Raw genomic sequence first — 20399 nt, 5'->3', positions numbered from 1 at the left:
GTTCCCCAGAAGCTAAAAGATAGAGCGTGCGTCGTAATGGATGCGGCTGGCGCCGCAGCGCGCTGGGCGCTTTGCTTAACCATAGGATAGAAAGCCGCCACTGCTCAAGCCCTGGCGAACCTGTTTGACGCGCACTTCCGACGACTGGGATTCACTGTTTCAACAGGTGCGAAAGTTTAAGGCCGAGGCGGTAGCAATTACCGCCTTATATCCCTGTTCGCAAACTTTGGTTATTAACCGCGAGGGGCGTAGGCGAATACATCGGCACGCATGCGATGAGCGTCCATGCCGGCTTCTACCAGCGCATCGAGGGTGGCATAGACCATGTTCGGCGAACCGCTGGCATAGACATGCACGGTGTTGAGATCGGCCACGTCCTCGCACACCGCTTCATGCAGCATGCCGCAGCGCCCTTCCCAGCCACACAGGTCGCTGACGACCTTGTGCAGGAACAGGTTGGGCAAACGTTCCCATTGCGGCCAATGCTCGATGGTGTAGAAATCTTCCGGTCGGCGCACGCCCCAGTAGAGGTGCACCGGGTGCTTGAAACCTTGGGCTCGACAGTGCTCGACCAGGCTGTGCATCTGGCCCATGCCGGTGCCGGCGGCAATCAGCACCAATGGCCCGTCGGGCAGCTCGGCCAGGTGGGTATCACCAAAGGGCATCTCGATCCGCGCAACGCGCTCGCGCTGCAACTGCTCAAGCAATTGCAGGGCGCTGGCTTCGCGGCCCAGCACATGCAGTTCCAGGTCGCGCCCGGCATGTGGCGCCGAGGCCAGCGAGAAGGCCGCCGGCTTGCCGCCTTCGCGCTCGATCATCAGGTACTGCCCGGCGTGGTAACGCGGCGGCTTGCCCGCCGGCGCGCGCAAGCGTACCCGCCAGACATCGCCACCGACCTCGATGCATTCGCTGACGCTGCACGCCAGCTTGCGCACCGGTAGCTCGCCCAGGGCGAGCACACCGTCCCACAAGAGGACGCAGTCCTCCAGCGGTTCGGCGATACAGGTGAACAACTCGCCGTGGTCACGCACCACGCCATCCTGGCGTACGCGCCCTTCGACCAACAACGCAGCGCAGACATGGCAATTGCCATTACGGCAGCTGCTCGGACAGTCATAGCCCAGGCGCCGCGCGCCATCCAGGATCCGCTCTCCGGGTTCGAGCGCCAGCACTGCCCCGGAAGGCTGCAACGTTACCTGCATCAATCTATTCCCAACTGATCCCACAGCTCATCGATACGGCGGGTGACGGCCTCATCCTTGACGATGACCCGGCCCCATTCGCGTGTAGTCTCGCCCGGCCACTTGTGCGTGGCATCCAGGCCCATCTTCGATCCCAAGCCCGACACCGGTGACGCGAAGTCCAGGTAGTCGATCGGCGTGTTGTCGATCATCACCGTATCACGCTTGGGGTCCATGCGCGTGGTGATGGCCCAGATCACGTCGTTCCAGTCGCGGGCGTTGATGTCATCGTCGGTGACGATAACGAACTTGGTGTACATGAACTGTCGCAGGAACGACCACACACCCAGCATCACGCGCTTGGCATGGCCTGGATACTGCTTCTTCATGGTCACCACCGCCATGCGGTACGAGCAGCCCTCAGGCGGCAGGTAGAAGTCGACGATTTCCGGGAACTGCTTCTGCAGGATCGGCACGAACACTTCGTTGAGCGCGACCCCGAGAATTGCCGGCTCATCAGGTGGCCGGCCGGTGTAGGTGCTGTGATAGATCGGTTTTTGCCGGTGGGTGATGCGCTCGACGGTGAATACCGGGAAGCTGTCCACTTCGTTGTAGTAGCCGGTATGGTCGCCGTACGGGCCTTCCGGCGCCATTTCACCGGGATGGATCACGCCCTCGAGGATGATCTCGGCGGTGGCCGGCACTTGCAGGTTGCTGCCACGGCATTTCACCAGCTCCGTGCGGTTACCGCGCAGCAGGCCGGCGAAGGCGTATTCGGAAAGGGTATCGGGCACCGGCGTCACGGCGCCGAGAATGGTGGCCGGGTCGGCGCCCAGGGCCACGGCGACCGGGAACGGCTGGCCCGAGTTTTTCTCGCACCACTCGCGGTAGTCCAGGGCGCCGCCGCGGTGGCTCAGCCAGCGCATGATCACCTTGTTGCGGCCGATGACCTGCTGGCGGTAGATACCCAGGTTCTGGCGGTCCTTGTTCGGGCCGCGTGTCACGGTCAGGCCCCAGGTGATCAGCGGCGCCACGTCGCCCGGCCAGCAATGCTGGATCGGCAGCGCGCCAAGGTCGACATCGTCACCCTCGAGCACCACTTCCTGGCACACCGCGTCCTTGACCACCTTGGGCGCCATCGACACGACCTTCTTGAAGATCGGCAACTTCGACCAAGCGTCCTTCAAGCCCTTGGGCGGCTCAGGCTCCTTGAGAAAGGCCAGCAGCTTGCCGATTTCGCGCAGTTCGTCGACCGACTCTGCGCCCATGCCCATGGCCACGCGCTCCGGGGTGCCAAACAGGTTGCCCAGCACCGGAATGTCGAAGCCGGTGGGCTTTTCGAACAGCAGCGCCGGGCCCTTGGCGCGCAGCGTGCGGTCGCAGACCTCGGTCATTTCCAGGACGGGGGAAATCGGAACCTGGATGCGCTTGAGTTCACCGCGCTGCTCCAGGCCGCGGATGAAGTCGCGCAAATCGCGATACTGCATGCATGAGCCTCGTATTGGCCGTATCGGTCGGGGTTGCAGAGTGTAGCGCCGTTCAGCGTCTGGTTGGGCAAAAATGCACTGGGGCCGCGTTGTGCCCCTTCACGGTCAACCCGCGAAGGGGCACGCTGCGGCCCCAGTCATTCAGCAACCTGAAACGCTTACTTGCGCTTCATCGACAGGAAGAACTCGTCGTTGGTCTTGGTCTGCTTGAGCTTGTCGACCAGGAACTCGATGGCGGCGATCTCGTCCATCGGGTGCAGCAGCTTGCGCAGGATCCACATGCGCTGCAGTTCGTCGTCGGCAGTCAGCAGCTCTTCGCGACGCGTACCGGAGCGGTTGATGTTGATGGCCGGGAACACACGCTTCTCGGCGATGCGGCGATCCAGCGGCAGCTCCATGTTGCCCGTGCCCTTGAATTCTTCGTAGATCACTTCGTCCATCTTCGAGCCGGTTTCGACCAGCGCGGTGGCGATGATGGTCAGCGAGCCGCCTTCCTCGATGTTACGGGCAGCGCCGAAGAAACGCTTGGGCTTCTCCAGGGCATGGGCGTCGACACCACCGGTGAGCACTTTGCCGGAGCTTGGGATCACGGTGTTGTAGGCACGCGCCAGACGGGTGATGGAGTCGAGCAGAATCACCACGTCCTTCTTGTGCTCGACCAGGCGCTTGGCCTTCTCGATGACCATCTCGGCGACCTGCACGTGGCGGGTTGGTGGCTCATCGAAGGTCGAGGCGACCACTTCGCCGCGCACGGTGCGCTGCATCTCGGTGACTTCTTCCGGACGCTCGTCGATCAGCAGGACGATCAGGTGGCACTCGGGGTTGTTACGGGTGATGTTCGCTGCGATGTTCTGCAGCATGATGGTCTTACCGGCTTTCGGCGGCGCGACGATCAGACCACGCTGGCCCTTGCCGATCGGGGCGCACAGGTCGATGACACGACCGGTGAGGTCTTCGGTGGAGCCGTTGCCGGCTTCCATCTTCAGGCGCTTGTTGGGGAACAGCGGCGTCAGGTTCTCGAAGAGGATCTTGTTCTTCGCGTTTTCTGGACGGTCGAAGTTGATGGTATCGACCTTGAGCAGCGCGAAGTAACGCTCGCCTTCTTTTGGCGGGCGGATCTTGCCGACGATGGTGTCGCCAGTGCGCAGGTTGAAACGGCGGATCTGGCTCGGCGACACATAGATGTCGTCAGGGCCGGCCAGGTAGGACGCGTCAGCCGAACGAAGGAAACCGAAACCATCCTGGAGAATCTCCAGCACGCCGTCACCGGAGATCTCTTCGCCGCTTTTCGCATGCTTTTTCAGCAGGGAGAAAATCACGTCCTGTTTGCGCGAACGGGCCATGTTCTCGATGCCCATCTGTTCGGCCATTTCCAAAAGATCGGTAATCGGCTTTTGCTTGAGTTCTGTCAGGTTCATAAGGGGAATGACGTAATCATGTAAGAAGGGAGGATTAAGCTGTGCTTAATGAGGCCGCGCCGCTAGATGGCGACAGGATCGCGTACTGATTCGAATTAGGGATGCTTCGGCGACGGCGTGCAGAGGGCACTGGAAAAGCAGTGCGAGGCCGAATGTAACACTTGCTTTTTTCTGCGTCTAGTGCTCTGAAAAAGAAAAACCCCGCATTTGCGGGGCTTTTTTCGTCACTTCACAGGTGGGCGTCGAGGAACGCGGCCAGCTGCGATTTGGACAGGGCGCCGACCTTGGTCGCCTCGACGTTGCCGTTCTTGAACAGCATCAGTGTCGGGATCCCACGCACGCCGTGCTTGGCAGGGGTTTCCTGGTTGTCGTCGATGTTCAGCTTGGCGACGGTCAGTTTGCCTTCGTAGGTGGCCGCGATGTCGTCCAGAACCGGAGCGATCATCTTGCAGGGGCCGCACCATTCAGCCCAGTAGTCGACCAGCACCGGGCCTTGAGCCTGCAGGACTTCGGCGTCGAAGGTGGCGTCGGTGACGTGTTTGATCAGATCGCTGCTCATGGATATCTCCAGGGTCGTAAGCAAAAAACGTGGCCCATAATAGCCGTACCCACGCCCTACAGGAAGTCGGGGTCGATTGAGTGTAACTATAGTTGAGCAAGATGCCACGAATCGAAACTGTCATGTAAGTGTCATAGCATCGAACGGCCCATTGCCCTGCATCAACGCCTGGCGTGCCACGCGTTGGCGACAACGATGGATCGTGGCACGATTGCCGGGTTACCGACCGAGAACTCACAGAATGCCGCATACCACCGCGAAGAACCTGTCTCTGATCGCCGCCATCGACCTGGGCTCCAACAGCTTTCACATGGTCGTGGCCAAGGCCCACCATACCGAGATCCGCATTCTCGAACGGCTCGGGGAAAAGGTTCAGCTGGCCGCCGGCATCGACGAAGAGCGCCGGCTCAGCGAAGACGCCATGGAGCGAGGCCTGGAGTGCCTCAAGCGTTTTGCCCAGTTGATCAACGGCATGCCGGCAGGCTCGGTGCGCATCGTCGGCACCAACGCCCTGCGCGAAGCGCGCAATCGCAACGAATTCATCCAGCGCGCCGAGGCCATCCTGGGCCACCCGGTCGAAGTCATTTCCGGGCGCGAGGAGGCGCGGCTGATCTACCTGGGCGTGTCGCACACCCTGGCCGACACCCCTGGCAAGCGTCTGGTCGCCGACATCGGCGGTGGCAGCACCGAATTCATCATCGGCCAGCGCTTCGAGCCGCTGCTGCGCGAGAGCCTGCAGATGGGCTGCGTGAGTTTTACCCAACGCTATTTCCGCGATGGCAAGATCACCCCGGCCCGTTATGCCCAGGCCTACACTGCGGCGCGGCTCGAACTCATGAGTATCGAGAACGGCCTGCACCGCCTGACCTGGGATGAAGCCATAGGCTCTTCCGGGACCATCCGGGCCATTGGCGCGGCGATCAAGGCCGGTGGGCTGGGCAACGGCGAGGTCAACGCCGAGGGCCTGGCCTGGGTCAAGCGCAAGCTGTTCAAGCTGGGCGAAGTGGAAAAAATCGATTTCGAAGGCGTCAAACCCGACCGTCGCGCCATCTTCCCAGCGGGCCTGGCGATTCTCGAGGCGATCTTCGATGCCCTCGAGCTGCAGCGCATGGATCACTGCGACGGTGCGCTGCGCGAAGGGGTGCTGTTCGATTTACTAGGGCGTCACCATCATGAGGACGTCCGCGAGCGCACCCTGAATTCGCTGATGGAGCGTTATCACGTCGACCAGGGCCAGGCAGCCAGGGTCGAACGCAAGGCCCTGCACGCGTTCGACCAGGTGGCCCAGGCGTGGAAACTGGACCACGGCAATTGGCGCGACTTACTGGGCTGGGCGGCGAAGATTCATGAAATCGGCCTGGACATCGCCCACTACCACTACCACAAGCACGGGGCGTACCTGATCGAGCACTCTGACCTGGCGGGCTTCTCGCGCGACGAACAGCAAATGATGGCGCTGCTGGTGCGTGGCCATCGTCGCAATATCCCCAAGGACCGATTCGCCGAATTCGGCGACGAGGCGATCCAGTTGATTCGCCTGTGCGTGTTGCTGCGCTTCGCTATCCTGTTCCATCACATTCGTGGCAATCAGCAGATGCCGAAGGTGGTGCTGCAAGCGGGCGATCACAGTCTCGAAGTGGTGTTCCCCGACGGCTGGCTGGAGCACAACCAGCTGACCCAGGCCGACTTCGCCAACGAGGCGGAGTGGCTGGCCCGGGTCGGCTTCGTCCTCAGCGTACGTTGAGCACGGGGTTGCTCAGGCGTTCCAGCAAGGTCGCCTGGGCACTGCGCGGGTTCTGGTTGCCGGTGGGCGTGCTGCGCACATAGCGCCCATCCGACTGCAAGGTCCAGGCGTGGGTGTTGTCGGTCAGGTAGCTTTCAAGCTCTTTCTTGACCCGCAGCAGCAGCTTCTTGCCCTCGACCGGGAAGCACGTCTCGACGCGCTTGTCGAGGTTGCGCTCCATCCAGTCGGCACTGGACAAGTAGATCTGCTCCTCGCCGCCATTGAGGAAATAGAACACCCGCGTGTGCTCGAGGAAGCGACCGATGATCGAGCGCACCTGGATGTTGTGCGAAACCCCCGCGATACCCGGACGCAGGCAGCACATGCCGCGCACCACCAGGTCGATCTTCACACCCGACTGGCTGGCCTTGTACAGCGCCTTGATGATCTTTGCATCGGTCAGCGAGTTGAACTTGGCGATGATGTGCGCAGGTTTGCCGTCCAGGGCGAACTGGGTTTCCCGGGCGATCATGTCGAGCATGCCCTTTTTCAGGGTGAATGGCGCATGCAGCAGCTTCTTCATGCGCAGGGTCTTGCCCATGCCGATCAGCTGACTGAACAGTTTGCCGACGTCCTCGGTCAGCGCGTCGTCGGAGGTCAGCAAGCTGTAGTCGGTGTAGAGGCGGGCATTGCCGGCGTGGTAGTTGCCGGTGCCCAGGTGCGCGTAGCGAACGATCTCGCCATGCTCGCGACGCAGGATGAGCATCATCTTGGCGTGGGTCTTGAACCCGACCACACCGTAGATCACCACCGCGCCAGCAGCCTGCAAGCGGCTGGCCATCTGCAGGTTGGACTCTTCGTCGAAGCGCGCGCGCAGCTCGATCACTGCCGTGACTTCCTTGCCGTTCCGGGCGGCATCGACCAGGGCATCGACGATTTCCGAGTTGGCGCCGGAGCGGTACAGCGTCTGGCGTACAGCCAGCACATGCGGGTCCTTGGCCGCCTGGCGCAGCAGGTCGATCACCGGGGTGAACGACTCAAACGGGTGCATCAGCAGGATGTCCTGCTTGCCAATCACACTGAAGATGTTGTCGGCGTTTTGCAGCAGCTTGGGGATGGCCGGGGTGAACGGCGTGTATTGCAGCTCAGGGTGGCTGTCCAGGCCAGTGATGCTGAACAGGCGCGTCAGGTTGACCGGGCCATTGACCTGGTACAGCTCGCTCTCGCTCAGGCTGAACTGCTTGAGCAGGTAATCCGAGAGATGTTTCGGGCAGGTGTCGGCAACTTCCAGGCGCACTGCATCGCCGTAGCGACGCGAGAACAGCTCACCCCGCAGGGCGCGGGCAAGGTCGTCGACTTCTTCGGAGTCCAGCGCCAGGTCAGCGTTGCGGGTCAGACGGAACTGATAGCAGCCTTTGACCTTCATGCCCTGGAACAGATCGTCGGCGTGGGCGTGAATCATCGATGACAGGAACACATAGTTGTCACCGGCACCGCCAACCTCCTCCGGCACGCGGATCACCCGTGGCAGCAGACGTGGCGCGGGGATGATGGCCAGGCCCGAGTCGCGGCCGAAGGCATCGACGCCTTCGAGCTCGACGATGAAGTTCAGGCTCTTGTTCACCAGCAGCGGGAATGGATGGGTCGGGTCCAAACCGATCGGGGTGATGATCGGGGCGATTTCGTCGCGGAAATACCGACGCACCCAAGTCTTGAGCTTGGGGGTCCAGTAGCGTCGACGGATGAAGCGAATCGCATGCTTTTCCAGCTCTGGCAGCAGCACGTCGTTGAGAATGGCGTACTGTCGATCAACTTCGGTATGCACCAGCTCGCTGATACGCGACAGCGCCTGATGCGGCTGCAAGCCGTCGGCACCGGCCTGCTCGCGGGCAAAGTTGATCTGTTTCTTCAGCCCGGCCACGCGGATCTCGAAGAACTCGTCGAGGTTGCTGGAGAAGATAAGCAGGAATTTCAGGCGCTCGAGCAGCGGATAGGATTCGTCCAGCGCCTGCTCGAGCACGCGGATATTGAATTGCAGCTGCGACAGCTCGCGATGAATGTACAGGCTGCTGTCGTCCAGGCTCGGGGCGACGACGGCCGGCGCTGGCGCTGGCGCCGGCTGCGGGGCGATGGCCTCGACCGCAGGCTCGACAGCCTGCGGCAGGTCCGGAGGGGTCTGTACCAGCTGTTCGGGGACTGCCTGGGCGTCCTTGATCGCGACAGGGGTTAGCACTTCATTATTCATCTGACGTTCCTGAGGACGTTAACGCCCTATGATCAATTGAGCGGCAAGATAAGCGTCCATTATGACGACGGTGTGACAGCTTGGCGCAAGCGGCGGCTTCAGGCTGACAGTATTGTCTGTGTAGGAAATGTTCACGTCGAGACACATTTGGACACTTTCAACAACGCGCGCGAAGGGGTAGGCTGCGCGTTCATTTCGCCAGCACCTCAGAAAATGCTCCAACAATTCCTGCAGGATTTCGGCTACTTTGCCCTTTTTCTCGGCACCTTCTTCGAAGGCGAGACCATCCTGGTTCTTGCGGGCTTCCTCGCGTTTCGCGAATACATGGACATCAAGTTGGTGGTCATGGTTGCCTTCTTTGGCAGCTACGCAGGGGACCAGCTCTGGTACTTCATGGGGCGCCGCCATGGACGCAAGATCCTTGCGCGCAAGCCACGCTGGCAGGCCATGGGCGACCGGGCGCTGGAGCACATCCGGCGCCATCCGGATATCTGGGTACTGAGTTTTCGCTTCGTCTATGGCCTGCGCACGGTGATGCCGGTGGCCATCGGCTTGTCCGGCTATCCGCCACGTCGCTATCTGCTGCTCAACGGCATTGGTGCTGCCGTGTGGGCGCTGGTGCTGGGCCTGGCGGCTTATCATTTCGGTGCAGTGCTCGAGGGCATGCTCGGCAGTATCAAGAAGTATGAGCTGTGGGTACTCGCAGCCCTGCTGCTGCTCGGCATCCTGCTGTGGGTGCGCCGGCGTTTTCGTAACTTGCGCGCCGAGCGCCGCGCCGCCGCAGAACGTCAGGCGGCTGCGCCCGAGCAGCACGTAGTGGCCGAAAAACAGTCCAAACAGGGCGACCACCGTTAGGCGCGTCAATGGAGCAATGAGCATGACCAAGAAAGTTGCGGTGATTCTTTCCGGCTGCGGCGTTTATGACGGCGCCGAAATCCACGAGAGCGTGATCACGCTGCTGCGCCTCGACCAGCGTGGCGCCCAGGTGCAATGCTTTGCGCCGAACATCGCGCAGATGCACGTGATCAATCACCTGACCGGCGAAGAACTGCCTGAATCACGCAATGTGCTCGTTGAATCGGCACGCATCGCCCGTGGCGACGTGAAGGACGTTCGTGAGGCCAAGGCAGAGGAATTCGATGCCTTGATCGTCCCAGGCGGCTTCGGCGCGGCCAAGAACCTCTCCGATTTTGCCGCACAGGGCGCCGAGTGCAGCGTCAATCCCGACGTGCTGGCGCTGGCCGAAGCCTTCGCCGAGGCGTGCAAGCCAGTGGGGCTGATCTGTATTTCACCCGCCCTGGCGGCCAAGATCTACGGCCCAGGTGTGCTCTGCACCATCGGCAATGATGCCGACACTGCCGCAGCCATGGAAAAGATGGGCGCCAAGCATCAAGAGTGCGACGTGCACGACATCGTCGAAGACAGCCAGCGCAAGCTGGTGAGCACCCCGGCCTACATGGTGGCCCAGTCGATCAGCGAAGCGGCCGGCGGCATCTACAAACTGGTCGACCGGGTGCTGGAACTGACCCACGAAGGCGATCAGTAGGCGCGTGATGCCGAGCTGGACCGGTTATCTACTCAGCCGAGTAAGGATCCGGTCCAAGGCATTGGCGAACGCCTGCTTCTCGCGCTCGCCATAAGGCGCCTGCCCTCCCCCGACCTGGCCCTGCTCACGCAACTCGGTGAACAGGTTGCGCACGGCCAGGCGTTCGCCCATGTTGCGCTCATCGAACTCGCGGCCGCGCGGGTCCAAGGCTGCAACGCCTTTCTTGATCAAGCGGTCGGCCAGCGGCACATCGCTGCAGATCACCAGTTCGCCGGGTACCGCGTGCTCGACCAGATAATCGTCAGCGGCGTCCATGCCGCTGGGCACCACGATCAGGCGCACGATGGCGAAGGCTGGCTTGGCCACGGCCTGGCCGGCCACCATCACCACCTCCAATTGGCGCTTGAGGGCAAATTTGACGATCAGGTCCTTGGCTGCTTTCGGGCAAGCGTCGGCGTCGATCCAGATACGCATGTGTTCAGTCTCTCTTCGCTGTGCCGGCTTAGCCGCGGACGGCCGCCCGGCGCTTGTCGTTCAGGCGACTACGCCCATACAACACCACAATGGCCAGCAGCGCCAGCGCCTGTGCGCTGAGCGAGTAGACATCCGGATGTATCCCCAGCCAATCGAATTCAACGAACGCCACTGGCCGTGTGCCCAGCACGCCGGCCTCCTGCAGTGCCTTCACGCCATGCCCGGCGAACACCACCGACAATGCACACAACAGGGCGGCGTTGACGGTGAAGAACAGCGCCAGCGGCAACTTCGCCGAGCCGCGCAGTATCACCCAGGCCAGGCCCACCAGTAGCACCAGCGCTGTAGCACCACCGGCCAGTACCGCCTGATGCCCCGCTGGGCCTGCCTGCAACCACAGGGTTTCGTAGAACAGGATGACCTCGAACAGCTCGCGGTATACCGAGAAGAACGCCAGCACGGCAAAGCCAAAGCGCCCGCCGCCGCCGACCAGGCTGCTCTTGATGTAGTCCTGCCAGGCCGCGGCATGCCGGCGGTCGTGCATCCACACGCCAAGCCACAGCACCATGACACTGGCAAACAACGCCGTGCTGCCCTCGAGCAGCTCGCGCTGGGCGCCTCCGACATCGATGACATAGGCTGCCAACGCCCAGGTGGCGAACCCCGCCACCAGGGCCAGGCCCCAGCCAAGGTTGACGCTGCGGATCGCCGACTGCTGCCCCGTGTTGCGCAGAAACGCCAGGATCGCCGCCAATACCAGAATGGCCTCCAGGCCTTCTCGCAGGAGGATCAGCAGCCCGGAGATGTAGCTCAGCGACCAGCTCAGGCCATCGCTGCCCAACAGCTTGGCGGCCTGATCGAGCTTGGCTTTGGCATCGGCAAGGCGCTGCTCGGCCTGGCCTACAGGTAACCCGTCCTGCAGCGATTGGCGGTAGGCCATCAGTGCGCGTTCAGTGCTTTTGCGCACGTCGGCATCGATATTGTCGAGCGAGCTCTCGACCAGCTCGAAGCCTTCCAGGTAGGCCGCTACCGACAGGTCGTAGGCCTGGTCGTGATCGCCCGCCCGGTAAGCAGCCAGGCTCTTGTCCAAGGTGTTGGCGGTGTACTCGAGCAACTGTGCCGGGCCACGCTTGACCTGTGGCGGGTGAGCACGCTGGGCACGGAAAGCGTCGGCTGCGCCAGCGCCGTCGCTGACGGCCACCTCAGCCGGGGTCTGGCGGGCCAGGTCGGCGATGTTCCAGCGCTGATCGCCCTTGGCCGCCTCAGGGTTGGCGGTAAAGCCTGCGATATGAGCGGCGACATCCCAGCGCTGGCGTTCATCCAGTTGATCGGCGAACGACGGCATTTCCGTGCCGTCGATACCCAGGGCCAGGGTGTTGTAGAGGTCGAAAAGGCTCAACTGGTCAAGCCGTGCGCTGTCGCGCAAGTTCGCCGGCGCAGGTTCCAGGCCGACTCCGGCAGGGCCATCGCCGGCCCCGGTATCACCGTGGCAGATCGCACAGTTTTGCGCATACAGCGCCGCACCGCGCGCGGGGTCCGGCGTGATCACCGGCGCTTGGCTGACCTCGTAGGCCACCGCCAGGCGGGCGCCTAGCTGGCGAGCCTGCCTGGCCACGGCCGCACCGTCCTGACGCTGATCGATCGCCTGACGCAACGCTTGCACGCCCTGTTCGAGCCCGTCGCGCTCGGCGTTGGCTGGCAATCGCTTGATCAGATCAGCGAGTACGCTGCTGAATTCCTGCTGTTCCCGATACTCGCCAGCATCGACGACGCTGCCGTTGCGCACGGTGGGCGGATAGTCGGCACCGATGTAGTCCAGCAGATGCAGAGCCTTGGTGGCCTCAGCCGGCGCTTCGGCCTGTGCCAGGGAGCTGCACAGGGCGAGCACCGGACCAAGCAGTACAGCCGGCAGCCAGGCGAACAGACGGGAGCGGGTTTTCATGGCAATCTCGAAGGGAAATGCGAAAGCGAACATTGTTCACTTGCACTTTGCTTCGCTCAAGCGTCGCTGGCAAATTTCATGAAGATCACGACTGAAGTCTGGCGCGATGAAGCTGACCGCCATTCGTCGCTACGGCTCCGACCAACGTGAAAGCATGGAGATCCTGTCAGGATCCGGCTGCGTCAAAGCGTGACCGAAGCATTATTGCCTGGCTGACATCTTTACCGGGGAGGTTCGGCGGCTGCTTTCCATCCACCCCCCAAGGCCAGGAACACACCGATCTGCCCCAGCGCGACCTGGCTATTGGCCGCCGCCAGTTGCGCCCGCACGTCGGTGTAGGTTCGCGTCGCCTGCAGGTCAGCGAGGAATGATTCGCGTCCGGCCTGATAGTAACGGTGGGTTTGGTCGGCGGCCTGTTTGGCTGACTGCTCGGCTTCGGCCAAGGCGTCGCGGCGGTCGAGCAAGGCGCTGTACTGCGCCAGACGGGTCTGAGCTTCGCGGACGGCGTTCAGCACCACCCCGTCGAAATGCGCCAGCGCCGCCTGGGTCGTGGCCTCGGCCATGCGGATCCGGGCGCGCGTGCCATTGGTGGGAATGGACCAGTTGATCTGCGGGCCGATGCCCCAGCGGTTGGTCGACGGCTCGCCGAGGTTGTCGAGGATCCCGATGGTGCCCACCTGCGCACCGATGCTGATGTCCGGGTAGAGGGCGCCGGTCGCCACACCGATTTGGGCGGTGGCTGCAGCCAGTTGCCGCTCGGCCTGGCGCACATCGGGGCGGCGTTTGAGCAAGGCCGCCCCATCGCCTACCGGAACTCGCTGGCTCAACTGGGGCAGTTGTGCACAGTCAGCGACGCCGACAGGCAACTTATCCACAGGCTTGGCCAATAGCGCTGCCAGGGTGTAGAGGCCGGTTTCGCGCTCGGCCTTGAAGCGCGGAAGCTCAGCGCGCAACGATTTGAACTGGGTCTGCGAGCGGGTCACCTGGGTTTCATCACCACGGCCGGCATCGCGCAGGCGCTGGTTGAGGCTGACGCTCTGTTCCTGCAAGTCGAGCGATTGCCGAGCGATGTGGTACTCCTCATTGGCCGAGCACACCTGGGTGTAGGCCTTGACCACATCGGCCACCAAGGTGATGCGCGCGGTGTCGGCAGCGGCCTGCACCGCATCGGCGTTGGCTTTGGCAGCCTCGGTGCCACGCTTGAAAGTGCCCCACAGGTCGAATTGGTAGGAAGCGCTGATGATCGCTTCGCCGATGTTGACCACCGGCACCTTGTCGGGCTGCAAGAACGCCTCGCCGGATTCCTGCAGGCGCTGCGCCCCGGCCTTGAACCCGCCATTGAAGCCGCCTTGCGACTCGGCGACATCGACCTGAGCCCGCGCCTTGGCGAGATTGGCCGCAGCCACGCGCAAGTCGCTGTTGGCACTGAGCGCCTGGCGTACCAGCTCATTCAAGCGCTGATCCTGATACAGCTGCCACCAGTCCTCGGGCACCGGCGCCGAAACCACGTGCGCAGCATCCTGGCGCAGTGCGCCGTTGAGGTCGCTGCGCTGCACTGCGGCCTCTGCCGGCAGCTGGTAGTCCGGGCCAACCGTCATGCATGCGCCCAGAGACAGGCACAGCCCTGCCAGGATCAGCTGTTTCATGGTTGCTGGCCCTCGAGAATCGACACCGTGGCCGTGCGTCCGGCAATCATGCGAAAGTCGGCCGGTACGTCGTCGAAGGCGATGCGCACCGGGATGCGCTGGGCCAGGCGTACCCAACTGAAGGCCGGGTTGACGTTGGGCAGCAGGTTGGCGCCGCTGCTGCGGTCACGGTCTTCGATACCGGCGGCGAAACTTTGCACATGGCCGCGCAAGCGGGTGTTGTCGCCCATCACGCGAATGTCGACGGCATCGCCGATGTGGATGCCACCGAGCTTGGTTTCCTCGAAGTAGCCATCGACATGGTAAGAGGCGCTGTCGACCACTGACAGCACCGCGCGGCCCGCGGTGACGAACTCATGATTGCGTGGCGCGCGGTCGTTGAGGTAACCATCCACCGGGCTGCGCACCACCGAGCGGTCCAGGTTGAGCTGGGCGCTATCGACCGCGACCTGGGCCTGGCTGACAGCTGAGCGAGCGCGAGCCTCGCGGGATTGGCTTTCCTCCAGCTGCTCAGCGGCCACCAGATTACCGAGCTTGCGATTGCGCCGTGCTTCTCGGGAGGCCTGGGCCAGGGTTTCCTGGCGCTCGGCCAACGTCGCCTTGGCCTGGCGCAAGGCCAGGGTGAAGCGATCCTGGTCGATGGTGAACAGCACATCGCCGCGCTTGACGGTCTGGTTGTCGCGCACCTCGACCTGCTGGATCAGCCCGGACACATCCGGGGCGACCTGGATCACATCGGCGCGGATGTGCCCGTCGCGGGTCCAGGGGGCGAACATGTAATACACCACCATCTGCCACACGAGCACGGCGGCGAAGGTCACTACCAACAGGGTCAGGACCACACGGCCCAAGGTCAGCAAAGGTTTTTTCATGGCAGCATCAGGCTTCGGCAAAAATGGTCGACCGCGCCCAGCAGCACGGCGTAGAGAGCAACGTTGAACAGCGCCCGGTGCCAGACCAGGCGGTAGAAATGCAGGCGCACCAACACGGCGTGCACGCCCAGAAACAGCAAGTAGCTGGCTAGCATCATGACCAGCAGCGTAGGCAGAAATACCCCGCTGACATCCACTTCTCCGATCACAGGGGCGCTCCGTCGAGGCCGTTGGGCAGTTGCGGTTGTTCGGCAGGCTCGAGCATCACCTCGACACCCGGCAGCAGGGCCAGGCGCAAGCCACTCAAGGCATGCAACAGGTGAGTGCGGGCATCGCCGCGCTCGTACAGCTCATCCAGGTTCAGCGCCAGGCGCGCGCGCTCCATGTTGCGCAGCAGCGCAGGCGGGGCGTGCAGGCGCTCGCCAGCGCGCAGGCAGGCGGCGTAATGCGCACCGACCTCGTCGATCACCGTGGCGAGGCGCTCGCGGGCCTGCTGCCCGGCCCGCGTCAGGTAGGCCAGCAGGTCGAGCAGATTCAGCCCTACACGTACATCGCGCAGTGCCACGCCGCTGTCCTGGCCGGTCTGCGACAAGCGCGGCAGGTGCTGCATCAGCCTGTCGAGCATCTGCACCCCCAACTTGCGCTGCTCGGCCAATGTGGCTGGAACGGTCATCTCGACGATGTCGCGCCAGGCGAAACGGGTCATGCGCTTGGCCGCGAGCTCGACGCCGAACGGGCGCATCACCAAGGTCCAGATGAAGGCGAACAGCAGACCGACCGGGCCAGCCAGATTGGAATTGAGGAAGGTGAAGAAATCAGCATCGTAGGCGCCCTGGATACTGATGAAAGTCGAGGTGTTGACGATCGTCAGCAGCGTGCCGAGATAGAAGCGCGGCTGGACGGTCAAGGTACCGACACAGATGAACGGAACGGCGAAGGCCAGCACCAGCATCGGAAAGTCATGCAGATTGGGCAGCACCAGGAACAGGTACAGGCTGGAGAAGATCACCGACAGCAAGGTCCAGAAGAAGAACCGGTAGATCTGCGGCGCCGGGTCGTCCATGGCGGCAAAGAAACTGCACGACACGGCAGCGAGAATCACCGCACTGGCGCCGTCGTGCCAGCCCAGGCCAATCCACAGACCGCAGGCGACCACGATCGCCAGGACCGTGGACGCCACTGAGTACAGCATCAGGCCGCGGTCGAAGAACGCAGTCAGCCGGCCCAGGCGCCAATGCCGATAGACCGCCCGCCACGGCCTGGGGTCATCGCTGCGCAGGGCATGCTGCAAGGCGCAACAGTCCTGCCACAGGTCGGCCCACTCGGTCAGGCGAAACAGGGCGTTGGACAGCAGCAGTTCGCTACGCTGGTCGAGCGCTGCGGCACCGGGCTGCAAGCGTTCGATCTGCTCGTGCAGCGCTGCCCAGTGGGCGACGTTGGCGCTGTCGGCGGTGCCCTTGAGCCAGTGCCGCGCCGCTTGCAGCACTGGCTGAAGCTGCGCGAACTGGGCCGGCGCGCGGCCCTCCAGCGCGACCAGGGCATCGTCGAGCGCATCGACCACCGGCAGCAGGTGAATCATGCGCCCGCGCAGTTCACGGGCATTTCTCAAGGTGTGCGGCCCGGCACCTTCGTGGCCGAGCTGGCCTATCATCAGTTCCAGCGAGTTGAAGGTGGTGACCATGGCGCCGCGCATGCCGCCGACATTATCGCCATTGGCTTCGCGTGCAAGGTAACTGTCACTGTAGCGGATGGCTTCGGTGAACCAGTTGCCGGTGGCGCCTACCACCACCGGAGCGAGCCGGCGCGGCCAGAAGATCGCGCCCACCACTGCCGCGCAGACGATGCCCAGGCAAATCTCCTGAGCCCGCGAAGAGGCGACATCGAATACCGCCGTGGGGTTGTCGACCACGGCCAGGGCGATCATCGGCAGGGTATAACCGGCCAGCATCAGCACGTAGTTGTTGGCAGTGCGCAGGTTCAGTGACAGGAACAGCAACGTACCGGTCCACAAGGCGATGGCGATGCTCAGCAGCAACGGCGATTGCACCAGCGGCGGCACCAGGAAGATCGCACCGCCAGCGCCGAGCAGCGTACCCAGCGCCCGGTACAGCGCCTTGGAACTGGTAGGGCCGAGGAACGGGCTGGAAACGATGTAGACCGTGGCCATGGCCCAATACGGACGCGGCAACTGCAGCAACAAGGCGATGTACAGGGCGATCATCGATGCGGCGAACGTGCGCACGCCGTAGAACCAGTCGCGGGCCGGTGGTACCGAACTGAAAAAGCCGTTCATGCCACCCCGCCCGGCGAGCCCAGGCCTGCCGCCTCGAATGCCCGCAGCACACGCAACGCAGCCTGCAGGTCGGCAGTATCGATGCCCTGCAACACCTCATGGCGCACCCGCACCAACTCCGCCTCGATGGCCTCGGCCAAGCGCCGGCCCTCGTCGGTCAGGCTCAGCGCCTTGGCGCGACGATCGAGCGGGTCTTCGCTGCGGCGCACCAGGCCCGCCTTGCACAACTGATCGAGCAAGCGCACCAGCGACGGGCTTTCCAGGCCGGCTGCCTGGGCCACTGCAACCTGATGCACGCCATCGCCAAGGCGCACGATCATCAGCAATGGGGCGGCGCAGGCTTCGGAAATACCGTAGCCAGTCAGCGCGTTATGGCAGATGCGCCGCCAGTGGCGAGCGGCAACGACCATGCCGCTGCTGACTTGCAAGCGCAGGGAGTCAATCGACATAAAGAACCACGGATATTCATAGTTTGCTAACTATCAATATACGCCTGTGCGTACCCCTGTCGTCAACCATCGCCGACGGAGCGTCGCCGCTGTCGCGCTCGACTACCGTTTCAGCGGCAGGCTAGCGCTGGTCGTCGCGGTTCAAGGTGGCGGCCAGGGCGCTACCCAATTGCAGCGCCCTGTCGCGCCAATGCAGATAACGTTCCGCGTCGCACCCGGTGAAGTGCACTGCCAATTCCTCTGCCGCTTGCACCACGCCATCGGCGGCCGCCAATTCCAGCCAATACAGACCCGCCTTGCTATCAGCCGTGCCACACAGCCCGTGCAGCAGGCGGTAGCCGATTTCGAACCGGCAGCGTGCGTCGCCGCACGCTGCGCCACGCTCGAACCAGGTATAGGCCTTCAGCGGATCGAGCCGCCAGTCCAGTTCGCCATCGCAGACCTCTTCCTCGTACAGGTCGCCCAGGGCCGCAGCCGCATTGAGCATGCCGCGCTCGAAGGCTTGTCGATAACAATGCCCAGCCCAGCGGTAGGACCGCTCCACGCCTTTGCCAAAGTAGTGCTGCTGTCCGAGGTTGAACCAGGCGGCGGCGCTGCCCTGGACGGCCGCCATGCGCAGCAGGCGCCCGGCCAGCGCAGTGTCGGCTTGCCAGTACTTGCCGTTGAGCCAGATCCAGCCCAGGTCATTGAGTGCAGCCACACTTCCGTTCACCGCCTGGCGGCGCAAATCGGCGTAGATCGCCTGCACGTCGCTGGCTTGGTCCAGGCGAGTGACCAGGAGCGCCTTCTGGCTGGGCGTCCCCACCCCGGCGAAGCGTCGTTGCCGCGCACGGTCAGGAACGGACGGACCGATGACCTGCCGGGGCAGCAAGTAGGCAAGCAGCGAATGGATGTTGTTGGCAGCAGACATGTTCGTCCTTATTGAACCAGCCACATGACCGAACAAGGGTCTTGATGAAGCGATTCTGCGCGCTGACACGTCAAAACCCGTCGCGACCGATTTTGCCCGAGGCAACCAAATCGGCATTCTTGAATCAAATCCAGTCATGGCTAATTGCCACAACCGCTCAAGCCGTCACCCTGTTGCGGCAAGCCTAGCCAAGGACTCTCTCTTTTGCCGTTCGCCACCACCCGCGCCACCCTCAGCCGACAATGGGCACTGTTGCGTGTACTGCCCAACCGCTCGCCAGGCATCACCAGTGCCGATCTGGCCATGCGCTTGCGTGACCTGGGATTCGAGGTCAGCAAGCGTACGGTCGAACGGGACCTCAATGAGTTGTCGCTGATCTTCCCGCTGGAGCGCAACGACAGGAGCATTCCGTTTGGCTGGCATTGGGCGGCCAATGCCCATAGCGAGCAGCGCGGGCACTTGGCCCTGCAGGATTTTCTCCGCGCTGATGGGCTGGGCGCAGTGCATGGCGAGGGGATTGAGCTGCAGGCGTGGATCAGCGACGCCTTGGCCAAGCAGCTGCGTGAAGCGCCATTGAGCCCTGACATGCAACTGACTGCGCTGGAACATGGCCACCGGTTGCGCGCCAAGGTGGAGGATGGTTGGCCACTGCGCTCGTGGGTGCTTGCCCAGGGTGAGGCGCTGATGATCGAGCAACCTCACGCGTTGCGCGAGGAGATCATCTCGATCTTGAGCGAGGCAGCCGCACGCTACAGCAGGTAACCGTGGCGCCGATGCACGCGCTAACGCTGCATCCCCCAGCGGCGCACCGTCAGCCGCTCCAGGGTATTGAACACCAGCCCCTCGACCAGCAATCCGATCAGGATCACCACCGCAAGCCCGGCAAATACCTTGTCGGTATACAGCTCGTTGCGGTTCTGGAAGATGTACCAGCCCAAGCCACCCTTGCCACTGCTGGCGCCGAACACCAGTTCGGCGGCGATCAGGGTACGCCAGGCGAACGCCCAGCCGATCTTCAGCCCCGAGAGAATCGACGGCAACGCCGCTGGCACCAGAATGTGCAGAACCAGGCGCAGCCCTTTCAAGCCGTAGTTGCGCCCAGCCATGCGCAAGGTCTCCGACACGCCAAGAAATCCTGCATAGGTGTTGAGCGCCAACGCCCACAGCACCGAATGCACCAGCACGAAGATCAGGCTGTTATCGCCCAGCCCGAACCACAACAACGCCAATGGCAGCAAAGCGATGGCCGGCAGTGGGTTGAACATCGAGGTCAGGGTGCCCAGCAAATCGCGGCCCAGTTGCGTCGATACCGCCAGACTGGTGAGGCCGAAGGCCAGGACGATGCCCAGTACATAGCCCTTGAGCAGGATCACCAGCGAGACGCCGACCTTGGCCGGCAACTCGCCGCTGATCAGGCCATCCCAGAGCGCCGCGGCGGTTTGCAGGAACGTCGGTAGCAGCAGATCGTTGTCCTGGTAGCGGGCGATCGCTTCCCACAAGACGGCGATGATCAGCAGGATCACCGCCTTGCGCAGCCAACCGTGCTGCCACAGACGTTGCCCCAGCGGCAGCGGGCGCTGCACAGGCACACTGAGCAGGGGCTGCAGCTGCACCTCGTATTCCTGGCGTACAGGTGGAGTGGTCATGACTGAAG

Annotated in this window: 18 protein-coding genes; 4 read left to right on the top strand and 14 right to left on the bottom strand. The window is 63.1% G+C overall.

Annotation, left to right across the window (positions count from 1 at the left end; translation table 11 throughout):
* Positions 1 to 233: 233 nt before the first annotated feature.
* The 4 genes from FS665_RS17330 to trxA all read right to left on the bottom strand — a co-directional run bounded on the left by FS665_RS17330 (position 234) and on the right by trxA (position 4645).
* Positions 234 to 1202, bottom strand: coding sequence for a CDP-6-deoxy-delta-3,4-glucoseen reductase (locus tag FS665_RS17330; protein WP_145190982.1), 969 nt, complete (start codon positions 1200 to 1202; stop codon positions 234 to 236).
* Positions 1202 to 2668: a 4-hydroxy-3-polyprenylbenzoate decarboxylase gene (gene ubiD, locus FS665_RS17325; RefSeq protein ID WP_145190979.1), complete on the bottom strand. Its 1467-nt coding sequence runs from the start codon at positions 2666 to 2668 to the stop codon at positions 1202 to 1204. Before ubiD ends, FS665_RS17330 begins: the two co-directional genes overlap by 1 nt.
* Before the next feature lie 158 nt (positions 2669 to 2826).
* Complete coding sequence (gene rho, locus FS665_RS17320; protein ID WP_023532437.1) at positions 2827 to 4086, bottom strand: transcription termination factor Rho; 1260 nt, start codon at positions 4084 to 4086, stop codon at positions 2827 to 2829.
* A 229-nt stretch (positions 4087 to 4315) separates the two neighbouring features.
* The gene (gene trxA, locus FS665_RS17315) at positions 4316 to 4645 is read right to left on the bottom strand and encodes a thioredoxin TrxA (protein WP_085676410.1); all 330 of its coding nucleotides are present in this window, start codon (positions 4643 to 4645) and stop codon (positions 4316 to 4318) included.
* Between the two features lie 241 nt (positions 4646 to 4886).
* On the opposite strand from trxA, the gene ppx reads away from it, so the two are divergent.
* Positions 4887 to 6389, top strand: a complete 1503-nt coding sequence (gene ppx, locus FS665_RS17310; protein WP_145190976.1) for an exopolyphosphatase — start codon at positions 4887 to 4889, stop codon at positions 6387 to 6389.
* Here the strand turns inward: ppx and ppk1 are convergent.
* Positions 6376 to 8613 carry a polyphosphate kinase 1 gene (gene ppk1, locus FS665_RS17305; RefSeq protein WP_145190969.1) on the bottom strand — a complete coding sequence of 746 codons (2238 nt, stop codon included), beginning with the start codon at positions 8611 to 8613 and terminating at the stop codon, positions 6376 to 6378. The genes ppx and ppk1 overlap by 14 nt on opposite strands.
* Before the next feature lie 213 nt (positions 8614 to 8826).
* Between ppk1 and FS665_RS17300 the strand changes: the two genes are divergently transcribed.
* The gene (locus FS665_RS17300; RefSeq protein ID WP_145190966.1) at positions 8827 to 9468 is read left to right on the top strand and encodes a DedA family protein; all 642 of its coding nucleotides are present in this window, start codon (positions 8827 to 8829) and stop codon (positions 9466 to 9468) included.
* Between the two features lie 22 nt (positions 9469 to 9490).
* Complete coding sequence (gene elbB / locus FS665_RS17295) at positions 9491 to 10159, top strand: isoprenoid biosynthesis glyoxalase ElbB (RefSeq protein ID WP_145190963.1); 669 nt, start codon at positions 9491 to 9493, stop codon at positions 10157 to 10159.
* Positions 10160 to 10183: 24 nt separating this feature from the next.
* Here elbB and FS665_RS17290 read toward each other — a convergent pair whose 3' ends face one another.
* The 8 genes from FS665_RS17290 to FS665_RS17255 all read right to left on the bottom strand — a co-directional run bounded on the left by FS665_RS17290 (position 10184) and on the right by FS665_RS17255 (position 18745).
* Positions 10184 to 10633, bottom strand: coding sequence for a YaiI/YqxD family protein (locus FS665_RS17290; RefSeq protein ID WP_145190960.1), 450 nt, complete (start codon positions 10631 to 10633; stop codon positions 10184 to 10186).
* A 28-nt stretch (positions 10634 to 10661) separates the two neighbouring features.
* Positions 10662 to 12608, bottom strand: a complete 1947-nt coding sequence (locus tag FS665_RS17285) for an FTR1 family protein (protein WP_145190957.1) — start codon at positions 12606 to 12608, stop codon at positions 10662 to 10664.
* 188 nt (positions 12609 to 12796) lie between these two features.
* Complete coding sequence (locus tag FS665_RS17280) at positions 12797 to 14221, bottom strand: efflux transporter outer membrane subunit (RefSeq protein WP_145190954.1); 1425 nt, start codon at positions 14219 to 14221, stop codon at positions 12797 to 12799.
* Complete coding sequence (locus FS665_RS17275; RefSeq protein WP_145190951.1) at positions 14218 to 15093, bottom strand: HlyD family secretion protein; 876 nt, start codon at positions 15091 to 15093, stop codon at positions 14218 to 14220. The genes FS665_RS17280 and FS665_RS17275 overlap by 4 nt, the downstream gene beginning before the upstream one ends.
* On the bottom strand, positions 15090 to 15302 hold the full coding sequence (locus FS665_RS17270) for a DUF1656 domain-containing protein (protein WP_145190948.1): 213 nt from the start codon (positions 15300 to 15302) through the stop codon (positions 15090 to 15092). Before FS665_RS17270 ends, FS665_RS17275 begins: the two co-directional genes overlap by 4 nt.
* A complete protein-coding gene (locus tag FS665_RS17265) occupies positions 15299 to 17386 on the bottom strand; it encodes an FUSC family protein (RefSeq protein WP_145190945.1) in 2088 nt (695 codons plus the stop codon). The genes FS665_RS17270 and FS665_RS17265 overlap by 4 nt, the downstream gene beginning before the upstream one ends.
* Positions 17383 to 17835: a MarR family winged helix-turn-helix transcriptional regulator gene (locus FS665_RS17260; RefSeq protein WP_145190943.1), complete on the bottom strand. Its 453-nt coding sequence runs from the start codon at positions 17833 to 17835 to the stop codon at positions 17383 to 17385. Before FS665_RS17260 ends, FS665_RS17265 begins: the two co-directional genes overlap by 4 nt.
* A gap of 121 nt (positions 17836 to 17956) precedes the next feature.
* On the bottom strand, positions 17957 to 18745 hold the full coding sequence (locus FS665_RS17255; protein ID WP_145190940.1) for a tetratricopeptide repeat protein: 789 nt from the start codon (positions 18743 to 18745) through the stop codon (positions 17957 to 17959).
* 204 nt (positions 18746 to 18949) lie between these two features.
* Between FS665_RS17255 and FS665_RS17250 the strand changes: the two genes are divergently transcribed.
* The gene (locus tag FS665_RS17250) at positions 18950 to 19507 is read left to right on the top strand and encodes a WYL domain-containing protein (RefSeq protein ID WP_145190937.1); all 558 of its coding nucleotides are present in this window, start codon (positions 18950 to 18952) and stop codon (positions 19505 to 19507) included.
* Between the two features lie 20 nt (positions 19508 to 19527).
* Here FS665_RS17250 and FS665_RS17245 read toward each other — a convergent pair whose 3' ends face one another.
* Entirely contained in the window at positions 19528 to 20391 is an 864-nt protein-coding gene (locus FS665_RS17245) for an ABC transporter permease (protein ID WP_145190934.1), read from the bottom strand.
* Positions 20392 to 20399 lie beyond the last annotated feature (8 nt).

This window comes from Pseudomonas sp. URMO17WK12:I11, from assembly GCF_007677725.1.
GTDB lineage: Bacteria > Pseudomonadota > Gammaproteobacteria > Pseudomonadales > Pseudomonadaceae > Aquipseudomonas.
The sequence above is the reverse complement of the archived record's forward strand: the minus strand, read 5'-3'. Positions and strand labels throughout refer to the sequence as shown.